Source organism: Sphingorhabdus sp., from assembly GCF_041737645.1.
In the GTDB taxonomy this organism is placed as follows: Bacteria; Pseudomonadota; Alphaproteobacteria; order Sphingomonadales; family Sphingomonadaceae; genus Sphingorhabdus_B.
The window spans coordinates 1-15321 of record NZ_JBGSRI010000047.1 but is presented as its reverse complement, the minus strand read 5'-3'; the positions used below and the strand labels follow the sequence as shown (position 1 = coordinate 15321).

Sequence of the window (15321 nt, the reverse complement as noted above, 5' to 3'; positions counted from 1 at the left end):
ACTTTGCCCATGATCCGGTCCGAGTTGATTAAAAAACTGGAGAGCGAGAATCCCGAGCTCAAAACTGAAGAAATCGAAAAGATTGTCGATTTGTTCTTTAACCAGATTATCCAGCGACTTTCCGATGGCGGACGTGTCGAGCTGCGCGGTTTTGGCGCTTTTTCGACCCGCGAACGCAGCCCCCGCAAGGGCCGTAATCCACGGACCGGCGCATCGGTGGAGGTGCCATCGAAACGTGTCCCATATTTCAAGCCCGGCAAGGAAGTACGCGAACAGCTTAACAAATAAGCTGTTTTACCAAAGCGACTTGACCGCAATGTAATTATGTTGTCTGCGCTATCGGCACGCGGATGTGGCGGAATGGTAGACGCTACAGACTTAAAATCTGTTGTCCTTTTGGGCGTGCGGGTTCGAGTCCCGCCATCCGCACCAGACAAAAACTAACGGTTTTATGCGGCCTTCCCGCTACTGATAGCGACAACCTTTGCCCTACCATTCAATGCCAAATTTCCTGCTGTGTGTAACTCTGGTGTAATCGCGTCAAACATTCCAGTGTCCAAAGCAGCGATAGCGGTGTCGATATGGTCATCTGCTAGATGAACATAGCGCATGACCATCAAAAGCGTTTTATGGCCGCTAATCTTCTGAATGGTCGGTAAATCTACGCCCGCCTGAACCAGCGCCGTAATAGCGGTGTGTCGCATGACGTGGGGGGTAACCTTGGTCGGTTCAAGTCCGGCACGAAGGACGGCACGCTCAAATTGGCGTGCCATGCTCTTGCGATATGGAGTTTTACCGCCATGTCGTCTGTGCGTAAAAATATACCCTTCCTGATCGTCGCGGGATTTACGTTCGTTTTCTAACATGGTCCGCAGGCTACCGGTGATCGGTTGGATACGCTGCCCGGCTTTCGCTTGCGGTATGTGAATGCGGTTACTGGCGAAGTCGATCTCATCCCAGCGGACCCGCAATATCTCGCCGTGACGCATGGCGGTATTAAGACCGAACGCGATGAACAGCCATGTTGCGGGGTCTTGGTCCGCGATGCCGCCCTTCATCAGAGCCTGTTGGTGTTCGCCAGACAGAATTACGATCTTTTTGCGAGGTTCATCTTCCTTTTCAATTCTGGGCTTGTCATCGGCCTTTATCCACTTCCACTGAATCATCCTGTTCATAAAATGAGAAAGCGTAGAGAGTTCGCGGTTCACCGTGGCCAGAACTGCACCTTTTTCGAGGCGATGACGCACGTAATGTTGGACGGCGAAGTCTGTCACCTTGTCGGCACGCTGATCTTTGAAGTATGGCACAAGATAAGTCAGAAGGTGGCGCTTCTTGTTCGGGACGTCCTGATAACCGCGCATTCCGGCTCGCAGGGTGGTATCGATATTTTCAAGATACTGTTCGGCGGCTTCGCGGAATGTGCGATGCACTTTGCGACCGGTTGGCAGATCGAGGCGCCCCTCTCTGGCTTTTGTGCGGAACGCTTCGATGGCTCGCTCTGCTTGCTCCCGCGTTACCCCTTCACTTTCGCGGCCAATAACGCGATGGACGCGCTGTCCGTCGATCATCACATTTACACTGAACCGAAGGTCTCCACTCTTCATTCGCTCCACAATAATGCCGTGTTCGGCAATGCGCGATCCGATACCGAGATTGCGGATTTCGGGTCGCGTCAGTCGTTGAAACCTTAATGCCATTAGGTTGCCTCTCCAAAATCGTTGGCCATCGTCATTCGCTGACGAAGAGAATTAGCAAGACGTTTTCCTTCTTTTTCAGCCAGATCGTTGGGTTGAAATGCTTCGTTCAATTGTTTGCGTAAGGCGTGAAGGTCATTGGCCAGACGAGGAATCTGCTGAAACAATGATTGTGCGGCTACTGGATTTAGAACATCGCCGTCCCCCAGCTTCCAGTCGTCAACAGGGTCATCGAGCCTCAAAGTAGGCTCGTAACCAAGGCCCTGCAAAAGCCGAATAATGACTAGGTTCTCTGGACTAGGATTGGCCAGCATCAATGGGCTGAATAGCCCGCGCGAAATCGGGCGACCAGAAACTTCCGATGCAATAGGTCGAAGTGCACCAGCATCTTGCAATAGTCCAAGCAACCCCTCGATTTTGTTTTCAAGTTGAGCCAGCTTGCCTTGAACTTCAAGCAAGACGGCTTCATTTACGTAGGGCGGTTGTAGGTCCTTCAGGTGCGCATCGATCATACATGATACAGCTACAAACGTTTTGCGGTCCGATTGCCATTTCGCTTCGGTGACACGTTCTACCCGCCTGACAATGCTGCTTAGTTCATGCCAAAGCGCAAGAGATGGAAAGTCATCGAAGCCCTCGCCAATCTGAAGCAATCGTTCAAGCCCCTCGACTATATAAGCGTTCATCGACGTGTTGCTGGCCCTAGCTGCCGCTTCCAGTTTTTGTCGCAGTTCTTCCGTAAATCGCAGCTTCAAATGGACGGCATTCGCCGGCGTTCGCTTCAAGTTAGATTTTTCGGCCATACAACTACCTTTTAGGGAATGTTGCGGACATTTACGGCAACAGACTTCATTATGTCAATATAATTTGGGGTCATATATGACTCCATGGTATTGCTCGGCCTTAGAAAGCATAGTAATCAATTGGGGTCATAATTGACCTCAAAGGATTAAATTGATGAATAATCTTGAAATTACAAAGGTAACTGTCACGCCCGATGGTCGCGTGTCGCGCTCCGACGCAGCTAAATTTCTTGGCTTTAAACCAAAAACGTTAGCTGAATGGCATCGCAAAGGCATAGGCCCACACCCGCTTGGCAACTTCGGCAGAACCCTCGGCAGGTGGCGGTAATACCAGATCAGCCGCGCTGACCGCCTGCACCTCGACATGCAGATCAATGCGATCCAGTAATGGCCCGGAAATTTTCGCCTGATAATCTGCTGCACAGCGCGGCGCCCGGCTACAGGCCAAAGCCGCATCGCCCAAATGGCCACAGCGACATGGATTCATAGCGGCGACCAGTTGGAAATTTGCAGGAAAGGTCACATGGCTATTGGCGCGTGCAACGCTGACTTCACCCGTTTCCAAAGGCTGGCGCAAACTATCAAGTGCGACGCGCTGAAATTCGGGTAGCTCATCAAGGAATAATATGCCCAGATGCGCCAAGCTCACCTCTCCGGGCCGAACGCGCGCACCGCCACCGACCAAAGCGGGCATGGATGCGCTGTGGTGCGGGTTTCGAAACGGCCTACTGCGAACAAGCCGTCCGTTTTCGAGGCCGCCGGCAACCGACATTATCATCGAAACCTCAAGTGCTTCGGCCGGTGTCAATTCGGGCAAAATTCCGGGCATACAGGATGCCAGTAACGATTTGCCGGCCCCCGGTGGCCCGACCATGCAGAGATTATGTCCACCCGCCGCCGCAATTTCGAGGGCGCGTTTCGCCGTTTCCTGACCTTTCACCATTTTCATGTCCGGCCCCGCTTTTGGCGGATCAGCAACACCAGGTTCGGGTGCCCGCAACAACGCCTGCCCTTTCAGATGATTGAGCAAAGCCAACAGATCCGGCGCGGCAACGACCTCTATTTGCCCGGCCCAAGCAGCCTCCGACCCTTGCACCGCAGGGCAAATCAGGCCCATGTCGCGTGATGATGCGTGCAGGGCGGCAAGTAATACCCCCGGCGAACCTGCAACCTTGCCGTCAAGCCCCAGTTCCCCGACGACGACATAATGCGCCAGCGTTTCCGCATCGACCAGTCCCATTGCCGAAAGCAACGCCAACGCGATGGGCAGGTCGTAATGCGAGCCTTCTTTGGGCAAATCGGCCGGTGACAGGTTGATCGTTATCCGCTTGGGTGGGAGCGCCAGCCCCAGCGCGGATATGGCGGCGCGCACCCGTTCGCGGCTTTCGGCCACCGCTTTGTCGGGCAACCCGACGACTGCAAAGCCGACCATTCCCGGAGCAATTTGGCACTGCACCTCAACACTTCGCGCTTCCAGCCCCAGATAGGCGACGGTCGAGACTGTCGACACCATGTGTATTTTCCTCAATTGTTGAAAGATTATTACGCAACGCCGTCAGATCAGGGCTAATATTGTCTTAACCGTGCCCAAACATCATTTGGAAATTCCCCGCACGGTATAATCGGGACACAAAGCAAGCCGTCGCTTTATTCATGCCTGTCCTTGGCGTAGTCACCCCTGCGCCGATGGGCAGGCATGTTTTCATAGGCTTTTGGTGACACCACGCTGCCAACACCACTCCATCAAAATATATCCTTAGTTATAGCTAAAACTAGCTGATATTTCAAGCTTTATTCCGGACACTCATTCCAGTTTGTTGACTCCGCTGAAGCTTGGAGAGGCTTCTATTGACACATACCAACTGGTTGGTATCCTGTAAGATATGCCGCCGAGTCGCACCCGAAATGCCCAAAGCACGCCTGCCCCCTCGCCCGTTTCCGCGCGCGAACGGCTGATAGCCGCCGCCATCGCGACCGTGCGCTACAAGGGCTTTTCAGCAACGTCCGTCGATGAAATCTGTCAGGGCGCAGGCGTCACCAAAGGCGCCTTTTTTCACCACTTCGCCTCGAAAGAAGCGCTGGCCGTCGCTGCTGCGGGCGCATGGACCGACATTGCCGAACAACGCATCTTCACCCTGCCCGACTGGACCCGGCTTCTCGACCCGCTCGACCGCTTGATGGGTCATATCGACTTCCGGCTGTCGATGCTTGATGGCCCGGCGGAGGATTTCACCTGCTTTGTCGGCACCATAGTGCAGGAAAGCTATAACAGCAGCGACCCCATCCGCGCCGCCTGCGACGCAAGCATCCGCGCTTATGCGATGCGGCTCGCCGAGGATATCCAACTGGCCATCGACATCCACGGGGTCGCTGAAGGCGTTACCGCATTCAGCCTTGCCTACCATATCCAGGCCGTCCTGCAGGGCGCATTCATTTTGGCCAAAGCCAATGGCCATCCCGTAATTGCCCGCGACAGCGTTACCCACCTGAAACGCTATGTCGCCATGCTGTTCAAAAAAGAGTGAGCGAGAAAAGGAGAGAGGAAATGAACGAAGATCATACACCAACCGGCGGGCTGACCCCGCATATCCAGATCGGCGACAACCGCGCCGCCGAGGCTATAGAGTTTTACATCAAGGCATTCGGTGCAACCGAGATACGCCGGATGCTTGCCGAGGACGGGAAGCGCCTGATGCACGCACATATCCATATCAATGGCGCGTCGCTGATGCTGCATGACGAGTTTCCCGAATATGTCGACGCCGCCGAAGCCGATGTTGCAGGCGGCAGCGGCCTGACCCTGCACCTGCAGGTTGACGACGCCGATGCGTGGTACGCCCGCGCTGTGGCGGCGGGCGCAACGGCGACCATGCCGCCTGAGGACATGTTTTGGGGCGACCGCTATGGGCAAATCAAGGATCCGTTCGGCTATAGCTGGTCGATGGGACATCCGCTTGGCGATACGCAGCCAAAGGCCTGACCAATTCGTCGCAAAACCAAAGGAGAAGAACAATGTATATCGAAGGATTTGTGTTGGCGGTTCCCACCGCAAATAAGGAAAAATACCGCCAGCACGCCGAAAGTGCGGTGCAGTTATTCAAAGAATTCGGAATGACCCGAATGGTCGAATGCTGGGGTGACGATGTACCCGATGGCACGCTCACCGATTTCAAACGCGCGGTAAACGCCAAGGAAGACGAGACTGTCGTGTTCAGCTGGTGCGAATATCCCGACAAACAAACGCGCGATGAAGCCTTCCAGAAAATGATGTCCGACCCGCGCATGGCCGAACTGGGCGAAATGCCGTTCGATGGCAAAAGGATGATTATGGGAGGGTTCGCGCCTATCGTCGATACGGCACGGGCTTTGGATAAATAGAGACACGACATGACCGCAACACTAGAAAATGGCTGGGAGCTCTCGGTAAGCACCTTTATCGTCGCGCCGCCGGAAAAGGTCTGGGATATCATGACCAACCGCATGGCAGAATGGTGGTGCCCCAAACCCTGGCGGACCGAAATCATTGAGCAGCAATGGCATAGCGGCGGACGAAGCGCGATGGTGATGAAAGGCCCCGAAGGCGAAGAGCATCCGCAAGAGGGTATTTTTCTGGAAGTGGTGCCGGGCGTTCGCTTCGTATCCACCGACGCCGTTGTGCGGCGCGCTGACGGCAGCCTGATGCCGACGGATCCCTTCATGCTCGGCATCTGGGAAATCGCACCCGAGGGCGACGGAACGCGGTACACCGCACGGTCGCGCCACTGGGATGAAGCCAAGGCGAAGCAGCATGACGAGATGGGATTCCAGCAAGGCTGGGGCGCCTGCGCGGAGCAGCTTAAGGAACTGGCGGAGGGTTGAGAGAGTGTCTCCCCCCTCTCCCCTTCAGGGGAGAGATACGTAGTCTTATGGCGTCAGCCATTAGACGAAGTGGAGAGGGGGAGTTGGCGCACTGCCTTCACCGTCGAAGCCCCTCACCAACTGCGCCTAGGCCTTGCGGCCAAGGCTTCGTATCCTCTCCCCTGAAGGGGAGAGGGTAATCTCACACAAAGACACAAAGGCGCGAAGAAGAAGGCGCAACGTTGCAGCCCCTAAAAATCCACCTGCTCATAATGTTTGGGCGGCGCGATGACTTCCATGCGTTCGGACAATAATGGCCGGAAACTGGGGCGGGATTTGAACATGGCGTACCATGCCTTGGTCTGTTCATGGCCGGTCCAGTCGATACCGCCCAGATAATCGGCAACGGAAATTTGCGCCGCAGCCGCCAGATCGGCCATGCTCATCACCGATCCTGCCATCCATGCGCGGTGGTCGATCAGATAATCGACATATTCCAGATGCCCGTTTGCCAGTTTCATAGCCTCCCGCAGCACGCGGCTATCGGGTGGCTGGCGGTCAATCAGGCGCTTTTTCATCCGTTCGTGCAGCAACGGCTGCGTCACATCGCCGTAAAATTGTTCGTCAAACCAAGCAACCAGACGTCGGATTTCGGCCCGATATTGGGCGGTACCGCTTATCATGGGATTGGCCGAAACGGTTTCGTCGATATATTCCGAAATGGCGACGGAATCGACCAATGTTATGTTCCGTTCGGCATCACGCATCACCGGCGTGCGTGCCGCCGGGTTCATTTGCAGAAAATCGTCCCGCTGTTCCCAAGGATTTTCGCGCACAAGGCTGTAGGCGACGCCCTTCTCACCCAAAAGCAAACGCACTTTGCGCGAGAACGGACAAAGCGGATATTGATGAAGGTGCCACATGTTGGCCCTGTTAGGGTTGAATGGCGCGAATGGAAAGGGGGCAGGCGCACGGGGGTGAAAAAAGGGCGTGAACATTGATGCCAGCCCTCCCCTCTCCCGTTGGCCTCTGGCCGCCTTCGGCTCAGGGGAGAGGATACGAAGCCTTGGCCGCAAGGCCTAGGCGTAGTTGGAGAGGGGCTACAACGGTGAGGTCAGTGCCCCAACTCCCCCTCTCCACTTCGTCTAATGGCTAAAGCCATAAGACTACGTACCTCTCCCCTAAAGGAGAGAGGAGTTGCGTCTTATTTTTCCCCTTCAGGGGAGAGGAGTTATTGAAAACCTAATGCCCCGACGACGGATAGACCAACGCCCGGGCACCGGTGCGTTCAAAGGGTTTCCAGCCGTCTTCGGGCTGGGCCAGACGGTCGGCGATGGCCCACAAAACTGCGGGATTCGCGCCAAGGCCGCAATGGCTGCCGCGCACTTCGATATTGTCGGTGGTCTTCGACTTGGGCTCTCGCGAATTTTGCCAGGCGACTACGCCATCGGTGCGCGAAAAAATCGCGGTGGACGGAACCGGCGGCACGGCATGGCCTTCGCTGACCTGTTCCTTCATCTTGGGATCATCCAGTTTTTGCCCGGTCACATATTGATAGGCGCGCCACGCATTGGTCGATTTGGGTGTACCGGTGATCGGCGAGCCCAGCGAAATGACCTGACGGATATGGTCAGGGCGGCGGCGCGACAGCATCCGTGCGAACGATCCACCCAATGACCAGCCGACAAGGCTGACTTTCCTGCCGGTTTTTGCGTAAATTTCGTCGAGGCGGGCGATCATTTTTTCGCCCTCTTGTCCGACTGCCTTATGCCCCAGATTGCGGCCCAATTCCCAATGATAGGGATCATAACCCAGCTTTTTGAGATAGGTGTGCAAGGCGCGCATCGAAAATTCCGAAGCCATAAAGCCCGGCAGCAGCATTACCGGATGTCCGTCCCCCTTGGGTGCCCGCAACAAAAACGGCGCGGCCCAAGGCAGCGAACCTGTTTCCAGCAAGGCGCGTGGCAACTCGGTCAATATCAATAAAAGCGATGGAGCCTTGACGGCGCCCATTTTGGACTCAGCGGCGATAGATGCCAAAATAATTCTCCCGTTAACAACAGTAACGTCCGGTCTGTTGCCGTATTAACGCGAGGCTAGGCCGATAGGTCCATTATCGTCAATCACCATTTTGATTTAATGAATCGATCAGGGACTTAAGTCCTTGTCTGTAATCGCTATATTGCGGAATCCATTGCAGCATCCGCTTGGCTTTCCTGTTCGATATCCGTCGGTTTTCAGCATAAAATCCGCGCGCCATCGGCGAAAGCTGCGCGTCTTCAAGGCTGAGCAACGGCGGCCATTTTGCGCCAGTCAGGTCGCAGGCATATTCGATAACCGCGTTTTGCGATGCGGGCAGGTCGTCCGAAATATTGTAAACACCCGATGGTCCGGCAAAGGACGCGACCACCGCAGCGACGATATCGTCCACATGGATGCGGCTGAAAATCTGGTCGGGAATGTCAATCCGGTGCGCCTTGCCCTCATGCACCCGGTCCAGCGCCGAGCGCCCCGGCCCGTATATGCCGGGAAGGCGGAACACGTGCACATCTGGCCGCAGCGCCTGCCATGCCAGATCCGCGTCGGCGCGCGCGGTGCGGCGGCCCTGACCAATAGCCGCACTCTCATCGACCCACGCGCCGCCGGTATCGCCATAAACGCCGGTGGACGACAGATAGCCCGTCCATTCCGCACGGCTGGCCGCGATGGCGTCGCCATATTGGTCAAGCACAGGGTCGACGCCTTCGGCCAGCGGCGGAACGCTCGACAGGATATGCGTTGCGCTTTCCAGCGCGTGCAGCACGGCAAAGCGGTCGTCAAAGGCCACCGCCCCCTCCCCGCTCATCCGCCGCGTTCCGGTGACTTGCCACCCTAACGCGCGCAACCGGCCGGCCAGCCGCGAAGCCGTGTACCCCATTCCGAAAATCAGCATATGTTTGCCCATATGCTCTGGTTCGCAATCTAATGGCTTGCCGTCAAGCGCGGCGCTTGCAATTAAGACCGGAGGGAGAAGCGCAAGAGATGAGCGTCGAAGTTATCAAGGCAAGGATGCTGGGCGATGTCCCGCACGGATTTTTGGGCCGCATCGGCGGCGTGTCCACCGGCATTTATGCGGGGCTGAATGTCGGATTGGGGTCCGAGGATGAACGCGAGGCCGTGCTCGAAAACCGCCGCCGTGCCGCTGAGGCCGTGCTGCCCGACGCCGACATTGCCCGCGTCTACCAGATCCATTCCCCCGATGTCGTAACGGTCACAGATGCAATCGATCCTGAAGACCCGCCCAAGGGCGACGCGATGGTCACCAACCGCCCCGGCCTGCTGCTCGGCATCGTCACCGCGGATTGCGTGCCGGTCCTGTTCGCAGACACAGAGGCAGGTGTTATCGGCGCGGCCCACGCCGGGTGGAAAGGCGCGCTGACCGGAATCACCGAAAATACGCTGGACGCGATGGAAAGACTGGGGGCCGACCGCAGCCGAATCCGATGCGCCATCGGCCCGTGCATCGCGCAGAAAAGCTATGAGGTGGACAGCGGTTTCTACCAGCGTTTCGTCGCCGAAAATCCGGAGAATGACCGTTTTTTTTCCGATGGCAAGGCAGGCCATTACCAGTTTGATATCGAAGGCTATGTCGCTGCGCGTCTGGCGCAGACGGGCGTCACCCAGATCGAATGTCTGGGCGAAGATACCTATAGCCAGCCCGACCGTTTCTTCAGTTACCGCCGCAGTTGCCACGGCAACGAACCCGGTTATGGCCGCCAGATTTCGTTGATCGGTCTGCCTGTATGAACCGGCAACGCTTCGTCTCGATCATCAGCGGATCGGCCGGAAATCTGGTCGAATGGTATGACTGGTTCGCTTATGCGACATTCAGCATTTACTTCGCACCGTTGTTTTTCCCCGAAGGCGACCTGACCGCGCAATTGCTCAACACGGCCGCCATATTTGCCGCCGGGTTTCTGATGCGGCCGATCGGCGCATGGGTGATGGGGATTTACGGCGACAAGCATGGCCGAAAGGCCGGGCTGACATTATCGGTCCTGATGATGGCGGGCGGTTCGCTGGCCATTGCCTGCGCGCCGACTTTCGCGCAGGCCGGTGTTGTCGCCCCCGTCATCCTTGTCTTGGCACGTATGGTGCAAGGGTTATCGGTCGGCGGTGAATATGGGTCAAGCGCCACCTATCTGTCCGAGATGGCTCCGGCGGCACATCGCGGCTTCTGGTCCAGTTTCCAATATGCCACGCTCAGCGGCGGCCAATTGCTTGCCATTCTGGTCGCATTGTTGCTGCAGGCGATTTTAAGCGAGGCGCAACTGGGCGACTGGGGGTGGCGGATTCCGTTTGTTATCGGGACCATTCTCGCGCTGTGCGTCTATCTTTTGCGGCGCACGATGACCGAGACGAAATCCTTTGCGACGATTGACCAGAAGCAGGAACATTCATCGCTGAAAATGCTGTGGCGCAACCATAAACGGTCTTGCATTCTGGTCATGGTGATGTCGGGCGGCGGCGGCCTCGCTTCTTATGCTTTCACCACCTATATGTTGAAATATCTCATCAATACCGCGGGCTTTGAAAAACAGACGGCGACCCTGATTATCGCAGGCGTATTGATCTGGTCATTCTGCCTGCAACCGATTGCCGGGATGCTTGCCGACAGGTTCGGGCGAAAGCCGTTGTTGCTGATCGCCGGTGTCGGCGTCGCGTTGGTCGCGGTGCCGGTTTACACGCTGGTCGGCACGGCGACTTCGCCACTTATTGCAATGGCGCTCATCCTGATTCCGATCACGCTGCACGGCGGCTACACCGCCAATAATGCAATGGTAAAGGCCGAGTTATTCCCCGCCCACATCCGCGCGCTGGGCGTTGCCTTTCCTTATGCGGTGGGAAATACGATCTTTGCCGGAACGCTGGAATATGTGGCGCTGTGGTTCAAAAGTGAGGGCAATGAAACCGGCTTCTTCTGGTATGTCGCAATCTGCGTCGGGGCCACGGTGATCGCATATCTGATGCTCCCCGAAACAAAAACCCAAAGCATGATAACCGAAGATTGACGGGAACTCAGTGGATGCTCGCCGCGGGTGCATCCTTGTCCGTTTTGGGGACCGACACAGTCACCTTGCCTTTGTCATCGAGCGTCGCCGACGTTCCTTCGCTGCGCGGATCGGACGCGCCGGTCCACGCGCCGGATCGCCATTGGGCCCCATTGACCTTTGACCCCAGATCGGACGGCTGAACTTTCTGGCCAAAGCCGGAAAGCGTGTCGGCCATCGCGGCAAGTGCAGTTCCTTCTTCGACTTGCAATTCGCCTTGCCCGAAATAAATATTGGGCAAAGCTATCGCCTGATCCAGCGGAAGACCGAAATCAAGCACACCGACCAAAGTTTTGGTGACGTGCATGATGATCCTTTTGCCACCCGCAGAACCGAGCGTGAGGACCGCCCGCCCGTCACGGTCAAAGACGATTGTCGGCGACATCGACGACAAGGGCCGCTTGCCACCCGTCACTCGGTTGGCCACCGGCGCGCCGTCTTTTTCCGGCGCGAAGGTGAAATCGGTGAGCTCGTTATTCAGGAAGAACCCTCCCGCCACCAACTGGCTGCCGAACACGCTTTCGATGGTCGAGGTCATATTGGCGACATTGCCCTTGGCATCAACCGCGGCGAAATGCGTTGTGCCGGCAACCTCGCTCGAAAGCGCCGCGGTGCGAGGCATGGCGCCGGGGGGTGTACCCGCCGGATAGTCCGCCCGTGCCTTGTCCGGATCGATCAGGGCCGACCGTTGCTTTAGATATTCAGGGTCCAAAAGGCCCTTCACCGGCACCTCGACAAAATCGCTGTCACCCAGATATTTCTCGCGGTCGGCATAAGCGAGTTGCATCGCTTGACCCAGCAGGAACCAGCTTTTGGGATTGTCCTTGCCCATCGCCGTCATGTCGAACCGCTGCAAGCTGCCCAAGATCTGCAAAACCGTGGTCGCCCCCGATGAAGGCGGCCCCATGCCGCAGACGACATAGATACGGTAAGGCGCACAGACCGCCGCCTGTTCCTTGACCCGGTATTTTTCAAGATCGGTCAGGGTCATATCCCCTGCACCGACTTTGCTGCTGGTGACCGCGTCCACAATCTGCTTTGCCACCGCCCCTTTGTAAAAGGCGTCCGGTCCCTTTTTGGCGATCAGCTTCAACGTCGCGGCCAGCTTCGGATTGCGGATTGTCGCGCCTGCAACCACCGGCTTTCCGTCCACCCAGTAAATGGCCCGCGCCTCATCAAAATTGGGCCAGAGACGCTCGACCATCTTCAACCGCGATTCCAGCGTGGCGTTGACCACATATCCTTTTTGCGCCAGCCGGATGGCGGGTTTGAACAACGTTGCCCAAGGCAGCTTGCCCCATTTCTTATGCGCCTGCGCCATCAATGCGACATTGCCCGGTACGCCCACCGAACGTCCGCCTTGGAAAGCCTGCAAAAAGGGCATGGGTTTTCCGTCCGGCCCGACAAAACGGTCAGGCGTGGCCGCCGCCGGCGCGGTTTCGCGGCCGTTCAAAGTACTCAATACGCCTTTGCCTGCGTCCTGATACATCAGGAACCCGCCGCCACCGATGCCGCTTGATTGCGGCTCCACCACCGTCAGCGCCAGCATCATGGCCATGGCCGCATCCGCAGCAGTCCCGCCTTGCTTCAGCATTTCCATGCCAGCCTCGGTCACCCTTGGGTCGGCGGAAGAAGCCACACCAACCGTGTTGGCACTGGCAAATTGGGGCGCGAGCGCAACGGCAAATAATGCGATAAGAAATCTTTTCATGCGCCCGTGTCTAGCGGCGCGGTGCGGCCAAGGCAAAGCCCCTTTTCAGGCATCCACCCCGACAGTATCGGCAATGCTCTGGAAACCATCCGCTTTCAACAATCGCGCCAGCCCTTTATTGATGCGCGCCGCAAGGCCCGGTCCTTCGTAAACCAGTGCGCTGTAAATCTGCACCAGCGACGCGCCCGCCCGAATGCGCGCATAGGCGTCCTGAGCACTGGTTATGCCGCCTACCCCGATCAGCGGCATCTGTCCGCCGCTGGCCTTGCGAAAATCCACCAGCCGCTGCTGCGCGAGGTCGCGCAAGGGATCGCCGGACAAACCTCCACTCTCGCCAGAATATCGGGATTTCAGCGCCGGACGGCCGATTGTGGTGTTCGATACAATAAGGGCCGCAACCCCGCGCGCGCGCGCGACTTCGACAATGTCATCAATATCCGCAGGCTGCAAATCCGGTGCCACTTTCAAAAACACCGGCTTGCCCTGCACCCGCGCCGCCATCGCTTGTGCCAACAGGTCATCGAGCGCCGCCTTGTCCTGCAACGCGCGCAACCCGGGTGTGTTGGGGGAACTTATATTGATGGTCAGATAATCGGCAAAAGGCTCCATCTTGCGAACGCCCGATACATAGTCCGCCACCCGATCCGCGCTGTCCTTGTTCGCGCCGATATTGATACCGATTGGCCCGGATTTTACCCGTCCGGATATTTTCGCCAATCGGGTAAGGGCCGCGTCCTGACCCGCATTGTTGAACCCCATTCGGTTGATGACCGCACGATCCTCGGCAAGCCGGAACAGGCGCGGCTGCGGGTTGCCTGACTGGGGCAGCGGGGTCAACGTCCCCACTTCGGTGAACCCGAAGCCGAGTCGCAAAATTTCCAGGGGAACTTCGGCGTTCTTGTCATATCCCGCCGCAAGACCGACGGGGTTTGCAAAATGCAGCGATGCGAAATCCTGACCCAGAACCGGGTCGGCATCACTTGATATGGGTATTGGCGCAAGCTTCAACGCGGCAAGTGACAGATTGTGGGCTTGCTCGGCATCGGCAAGAAACAGAAAGGGTCGGGCGAAGGCGTATAACATGGGGCTGCTATCTCTCACAAAATTAGCCAACGCAATGCCGGCGTCACAAAGATGTAAGAAACGCTATTTTCCAATATGTTAACCATTACCGCAAAACGGTTGGCCGAAAATGTCAAATGTAAACGACAGCTATGACGATTCCGTGCAAGAGCGACTCCTGTTTTCAGTGAATAGAGGGCGTGCGACCCGAAGGGCTCGACGTCAAACGACGCCAAGTTGTTTTTCCTGTTAGGCCCGCTGGAAACGGCGGGTCTTTTTTTATCGGGGGCAGAACAAAGACGGCTCTCAAGCGTCAGTGGGCACCATCAATCGTCTGATTTGCGATCATCAACAACGGTGTCTGCTTTGCTATTTCCCGCCGCTTTACGGCGACGCAAATTGTTACGCAGCGCCGCACGCAATCTTTCTGCACGTTCGGTTTGCCGTTGGTCGCTTTCTTTTGACATGATCGCCCGATGCCAAATGCCAACGCAACGCGCAAGCGGCTTGACATTAAGCGCAACCCTTCGCATAGCGCCGCAACTTCGGTGCAGGCTGCTGTAGCTCAGTGGTAGAGCGCGTCATTGGTAATGACGAGGTCGGGAGTTCAATCCTCCCCAGCAGCACCAGCCCTTTGGATAGGGAATCCCAGAATCTAATGTGAAAGTGCCTTCCCGTTGGGAGGGGCTTTGGGTCCTGTTTGGGGCGCTTTGGGTTTATGGTATGACCGCTGTTATGAAGAATCTGTCCGCGCGAGCGTTGCTAAGTTACGACATCATGGCCGCAAGACAGACATCTATCATCCTATTCCATGTCCCCATTGGGTGGAAAGTTTCCTTCGTTATCAGAGTATTTTTAGCCGCGAATTGTGTTTGTTAAGCTAAGGTATTTTCGCGTCCAGCCTCCCCAATAAGGCATGCATAAAAAGATCGACAAGCTGATTGAATTGCTGTGCAAGGCGCTGGGATCGCAAGAGCAAATGTGCTTCCCATCTGTGGACGCCCCTAAAGATGCAAGCGGTTTTTGAGAGGGGTGCATGTAGTCGGATGCTGCCATCTGTCCGGCCTCTTGATGCAGCATAGCTGCGGGCCCGTATGGGAGTTCGCGGACCGGAACCACATCAC

The 15321-nt window shown here is 56.7% G+C and carries 15 protein-coding genes, 2 tRNA genes and 1 pseudogene; 9 read left to right on the top strand and 9 right to left on the bottom strand.

The genetic code is table 11. From position 1 onward, the window contains the following. The first annotated feature begins 9 nt into the window (after positions 1-9). Both ACEW72_RS08360 and ACEW72_RS08355 read left to right on the top strand, forming a co-directional pair. Positions 10-288: an integration host factor subunit beta gene (locus ACEW72_RS08360; RefSeq protein WP_373475926.1), complete on the top strand. Its 279-nt coding sequence runs from the start codon at positions 10-12 to the stop codon at positions 286-288. Between the two features lie 58 nt (positions 289-346). Further along, positions 347-432 (top strand) — tRNA-Leu (locus tag ACEW72_RS08355). A gap of 17 nt (positions 433-449) precedes the next feature. Here ACEW72_RS08355 and ACEW72_RS08350 read toward each other — a convergent pair. The 3 genes and pseudogenes from ACEW72_RS08350 to ACEW72_RS08340 form a co-directional block, all read right to left on the bottom strand. Further along, positions 450-1697 carry a tyrosine-type recombinase/integrase gene (locus ACEW72_RS08350; RefSeq protein ID WP_373475925.1) on the bottom strand — a complete coding sequence of 416 codons (1248 nt, stop codon included), beginning with the start codon at positions 1695-1697 and terminating at the stop codon, positions 450-452. After that, the gene (locus ACEW72_RS08345) at positions 1697-2497 is read right to left on the bottom strand and encodes a hypothetical protein (RefSeq protein WP_373475924.1); all 801 of its coding nucleotides are present in this window, start codon (positions 2495-2497) and stop codon (positions 1697-1699) included. The genes ACEW72_RS08350 and ACEW72_RS08345 overlap by 1 nt, the downstream gene beginning before the upstream one ends. 277 nt (positions 2498-2774) lie before the next feature. Further along, positions 2775-4010: pseudogene (locus ACEW72_RS08340) on the bottom strand (YifB family Mg chelatase-like AAA ATPase); the annotation flags it as partial. A gap of 370 nt (positions 4011-4380) precedes the next feature. Between ACEW72_RS08340 and ACEW72_RS08335 the strand changes: the two are divergent. Genes ACEW72_RS08335 through ACEW72_RS08320 form a run of 4 tightly spaced genes read left to right on the top strand, consistent with a single transcriptional unit; the run spans position 4381 to position 6355 of the window. Continuing rightward, positions 4381-5022 carry a TetR/AcrR family transcriptional regulator gene (locus tag ACEW72_RS08335; RefSeq protein ID WP_373475923.1) on the top strand — a complete coding sequence of 214 codons (642 nt, stop codon included), beginning with the start codon at positions 4381-4383 and terminating at the stop codon, positions 5020-5022. Between the two features lie 20 nt (positions 5023-5042). Then, positions 5043-5477 carry a VOC family protein gene (locus ACEW72_RS08330; protein WP_373475922.1) on the top strand — a complete coding sequence of 145 codons (435 nt, stop codon included), beginning with the start codon at positions 5043-5045 and terminating at the stop codon, positions 5475-5477. 32 nt (positions 5478-5509) lie between these two features. Further along, positions 5510-5875, top strand: coding sequence for a DUF1428 domain-containing protein (locus ACEW72_RS08325; RefSeq protein WP_373475921.1), 366 nt, complete (start codon positions 5510-5512; stop codon positions 5873-5875). A gap of 9 nt (positions 5876-5884) precedes the next feature. After that, positions 5885-6355, top strand: a complete 471-nt coding sequence (locus tag ACEW72_RS08320) for an SRPBCC domain-containing protein (RefSeq protein ID WP_373475920.1) — start codon at positions 5885-5887, stop codon at positions 6353-6355. 230 nt (positions 6356-6585) lie between these two features. Here ACEW72_RS08320 and ACEW72_RS08315 read toward each other — a convergent pair whose 3' ends face one another. From ACEW72_RS08315 to ACEW72_RS08305, 3 genes are all read right to left on the bottom strand, one after another. After that, positions 6586-7257 carry a glutathione S-transferase family protein gene (locus ACEW72_RS08315; protein ID WP_373475919.1) on the bottom strand — a complete coding sequence of 224 codons (672 nt, stop codon included), beginning with the start codon at positions 7255-7257 and terminating at the stop codon, positions 6586-6588. 319 nt (positions 7258-7576) lie between these two features. Then, the gene (locus ACEW72_RS08310) at positions 7577-8374 is read right to left on the bottom strand and encodes an esterase/lipase family protein (protein ID WP_373475918.1); all 798 of its coding nucleotides are present in this window, start codon (positions 8372-8374) and stop codon (positions 7577-7579) included. Between the two features lie 79 nt (positions 8375-8453). Continuing rightward, positions 8454-9278 (bottom strand): SDR family oxidoreductase, encoded by an 825-nt coding sequence (locus tag ACEW72_RS08305; protein WP_373475917.1) that lies wholly within the window; start codon positions 9276-9278, stop codon positions 8454-8456. Between the two features lie 77 nt (positions 9279-9355). On the opposite strand from ACEW72_RS08305, the gene pgeF reads away from it, so the two are divergent. Together pgeF and ACEW72_RS08295 are read left to right on the top strand one after the other, a co-directional pair. Beyond that, positions 9356-10120, top strand: coding sequence for a peptidoglycan editing factor PgeF (gene pgeF, locus ACEW72_RS08300; protein WP_373475916.1), 765 nt, complete (start codon positions 9356-9358; stop codon positions 10118-10120). Then, positions 10117-11385 (top strand): MFS transporter, encoded by a 1269-nt coding sequence (locus tag ACEW72_RS08295; RefSeq protein WP_373475915.1) that lies wholly within the window; start codon positions 10117-10119, stop codon positions 11383-11385. The genes pgeF and ACEW72_RS08295 overlap by 4 nt, the downstream gene beginning before the upstream one ends. Before the next feature lie 7 nt (positions 11386-11392). Here ACEW72_RS08295 and ggt read toward each other — a convergent pair whose 3' ends face one another. From ggt to ACEW72_RS08280, 3 genes are all read right to left on the bottom strand, one after another. Continuing rightward, positions 11393-13135 (bottom strand): gamma-glutamyltransferase, encoded by a 1743-nt coding sequence (gene ggt / locus ACEW72_RS08290; RefSeq protein ID WP_373475914.1) that lies wholly within the window; start codon positions 13133-13135, stop codon positions 11393-11395. Positions 13136-13180: 45 nt separating this feature from the next. After that, a complete protein-coding gene (locus ACEW72_RS08285) occupies positions 13181-14218 on the bottom strand; it encodes a quinone-dependent dihydroorotate dehydrogenase (protein ID WP_373475913.1) in 1038 nt (345 codons plus the stop codon). A gap of 305 nt (positions 14219-14523) precedes the next feature. Continuing rightward, complete coding sequence (locus ACEW72_RS08280; protein WP_373475912.1) at positions 14524-14664, bottom strand: hypothetical protein; 141 nt, start codon at positions 14662-14664, stop codon at positions 14524-14526. Positions 14665-14751: 87 nt separating this feature from the next. On the opposite strand from ACEW72_RS08280, the gene ACEW72_RS08275 reads away from it, so the two are divergent. Further along, positions 14752-14826: transfer RNA gene (locus ACEW72_RS08275), tRNA-Thr, on the top strand. The last annotated feature ends 495 nt before the right edge of the window (positions 14827-15321 follow it).

Coding starts and splice junctions, on each gene's coding strand:
- ACEW72_RS08360 (WP_373475926.1), top strand. CDS start 10: ATGATCCGGTCCGAGTTGATTAAAAAACTGGAGAGCGAGAATCCCGAG.
- ACEW72_RS08350 (WP_373475925.1), bottom strand. CDS start 1,697: ATGGCATTAAGGTTTCAACGACTGACGCGACCCGAAATCCGCAATCTC.
- ACEW72_RS08345 (WP_373475924.1), bottom strand. CDS start 2,497: ATGGCCGAAAAATCTAACTTGAAGCGAACGCCGGCGAATGCCGTCCAT.
- ACEW72_RS08335 (WP_373475923.1), top strand. CDS start 4,381: ATGCCGCCGAGTCGCACCCGAAATGCCCAAAGCACGCCTGCCCCCTCG.
- ACEW72_RS08330 (WP_373475922.1), top strand. CDS start 5,043: ATGAACGAAGATCATACACCAACCGGCGGGCTGACCCCGCATATCCAG.
- ACEW72_RS08325 (WP_373475921.1), top strand. CDS start 5,510: ATGTATATCGAAGGATTTGTGTTGGCGGTTCCCACCGCAAATAAGGAA.
- ACEW72_RS08320 (WP_373475920.1), top strand. CDS start 5,885: ATGACCGCAACACTAGAAAATGGCTGGGAGCTCTCGGTAAGCACCTTT.
- ACEW72_RS08315 (WP_373475919.1), bottom strand. CDS start 7,257: ATGTGGCACCTTCATCAATATCCGCTTTGTCCGTTCTCGCGCAAAGTG.
- ACEW72_RS08305 (WP_373475917.1), bottom strand. CDS start 9,278: ATGGGCAAACATATGCTGATTTTCGGAATGGGGTACACGGCTTCGCGG.
- pgeF (WP_373475916.1), top strand. CDS start 9,356: ATGAGCGTCGAAGTTATCAAGGCAAGGATGCTGGGCGATGTCCCGCAC.
- ACEW72_RS08295 (WP_373475915.1), top strand. CDS start 10,117: ATGAACCGGCAACGCTTCGTCTCGATCATCAGCGGATCGGCCGGAAAT.
- ggt (WP_373475914.1), bottom strand. CDS start 13,135: ATGAAAAGATTTCTTATCGCATTATTTGCCGTTGCGCTCGCGCCCCAA.
- ACEW72_RS08285 (WP_373475913.1), bottom strand. CDS start 14,218: ATGTTATACGCCTTCGCCCGACCCTTTCTGTTTCTTGCCGATGCCGAG.
- ACEW72_RS08280 (WP_373475912.1), bottom strand. CDS start 14,664: ATGTCAAAAGAAAGCGACCAACGGCAAACCGAACGTGCAGAAAGATTG.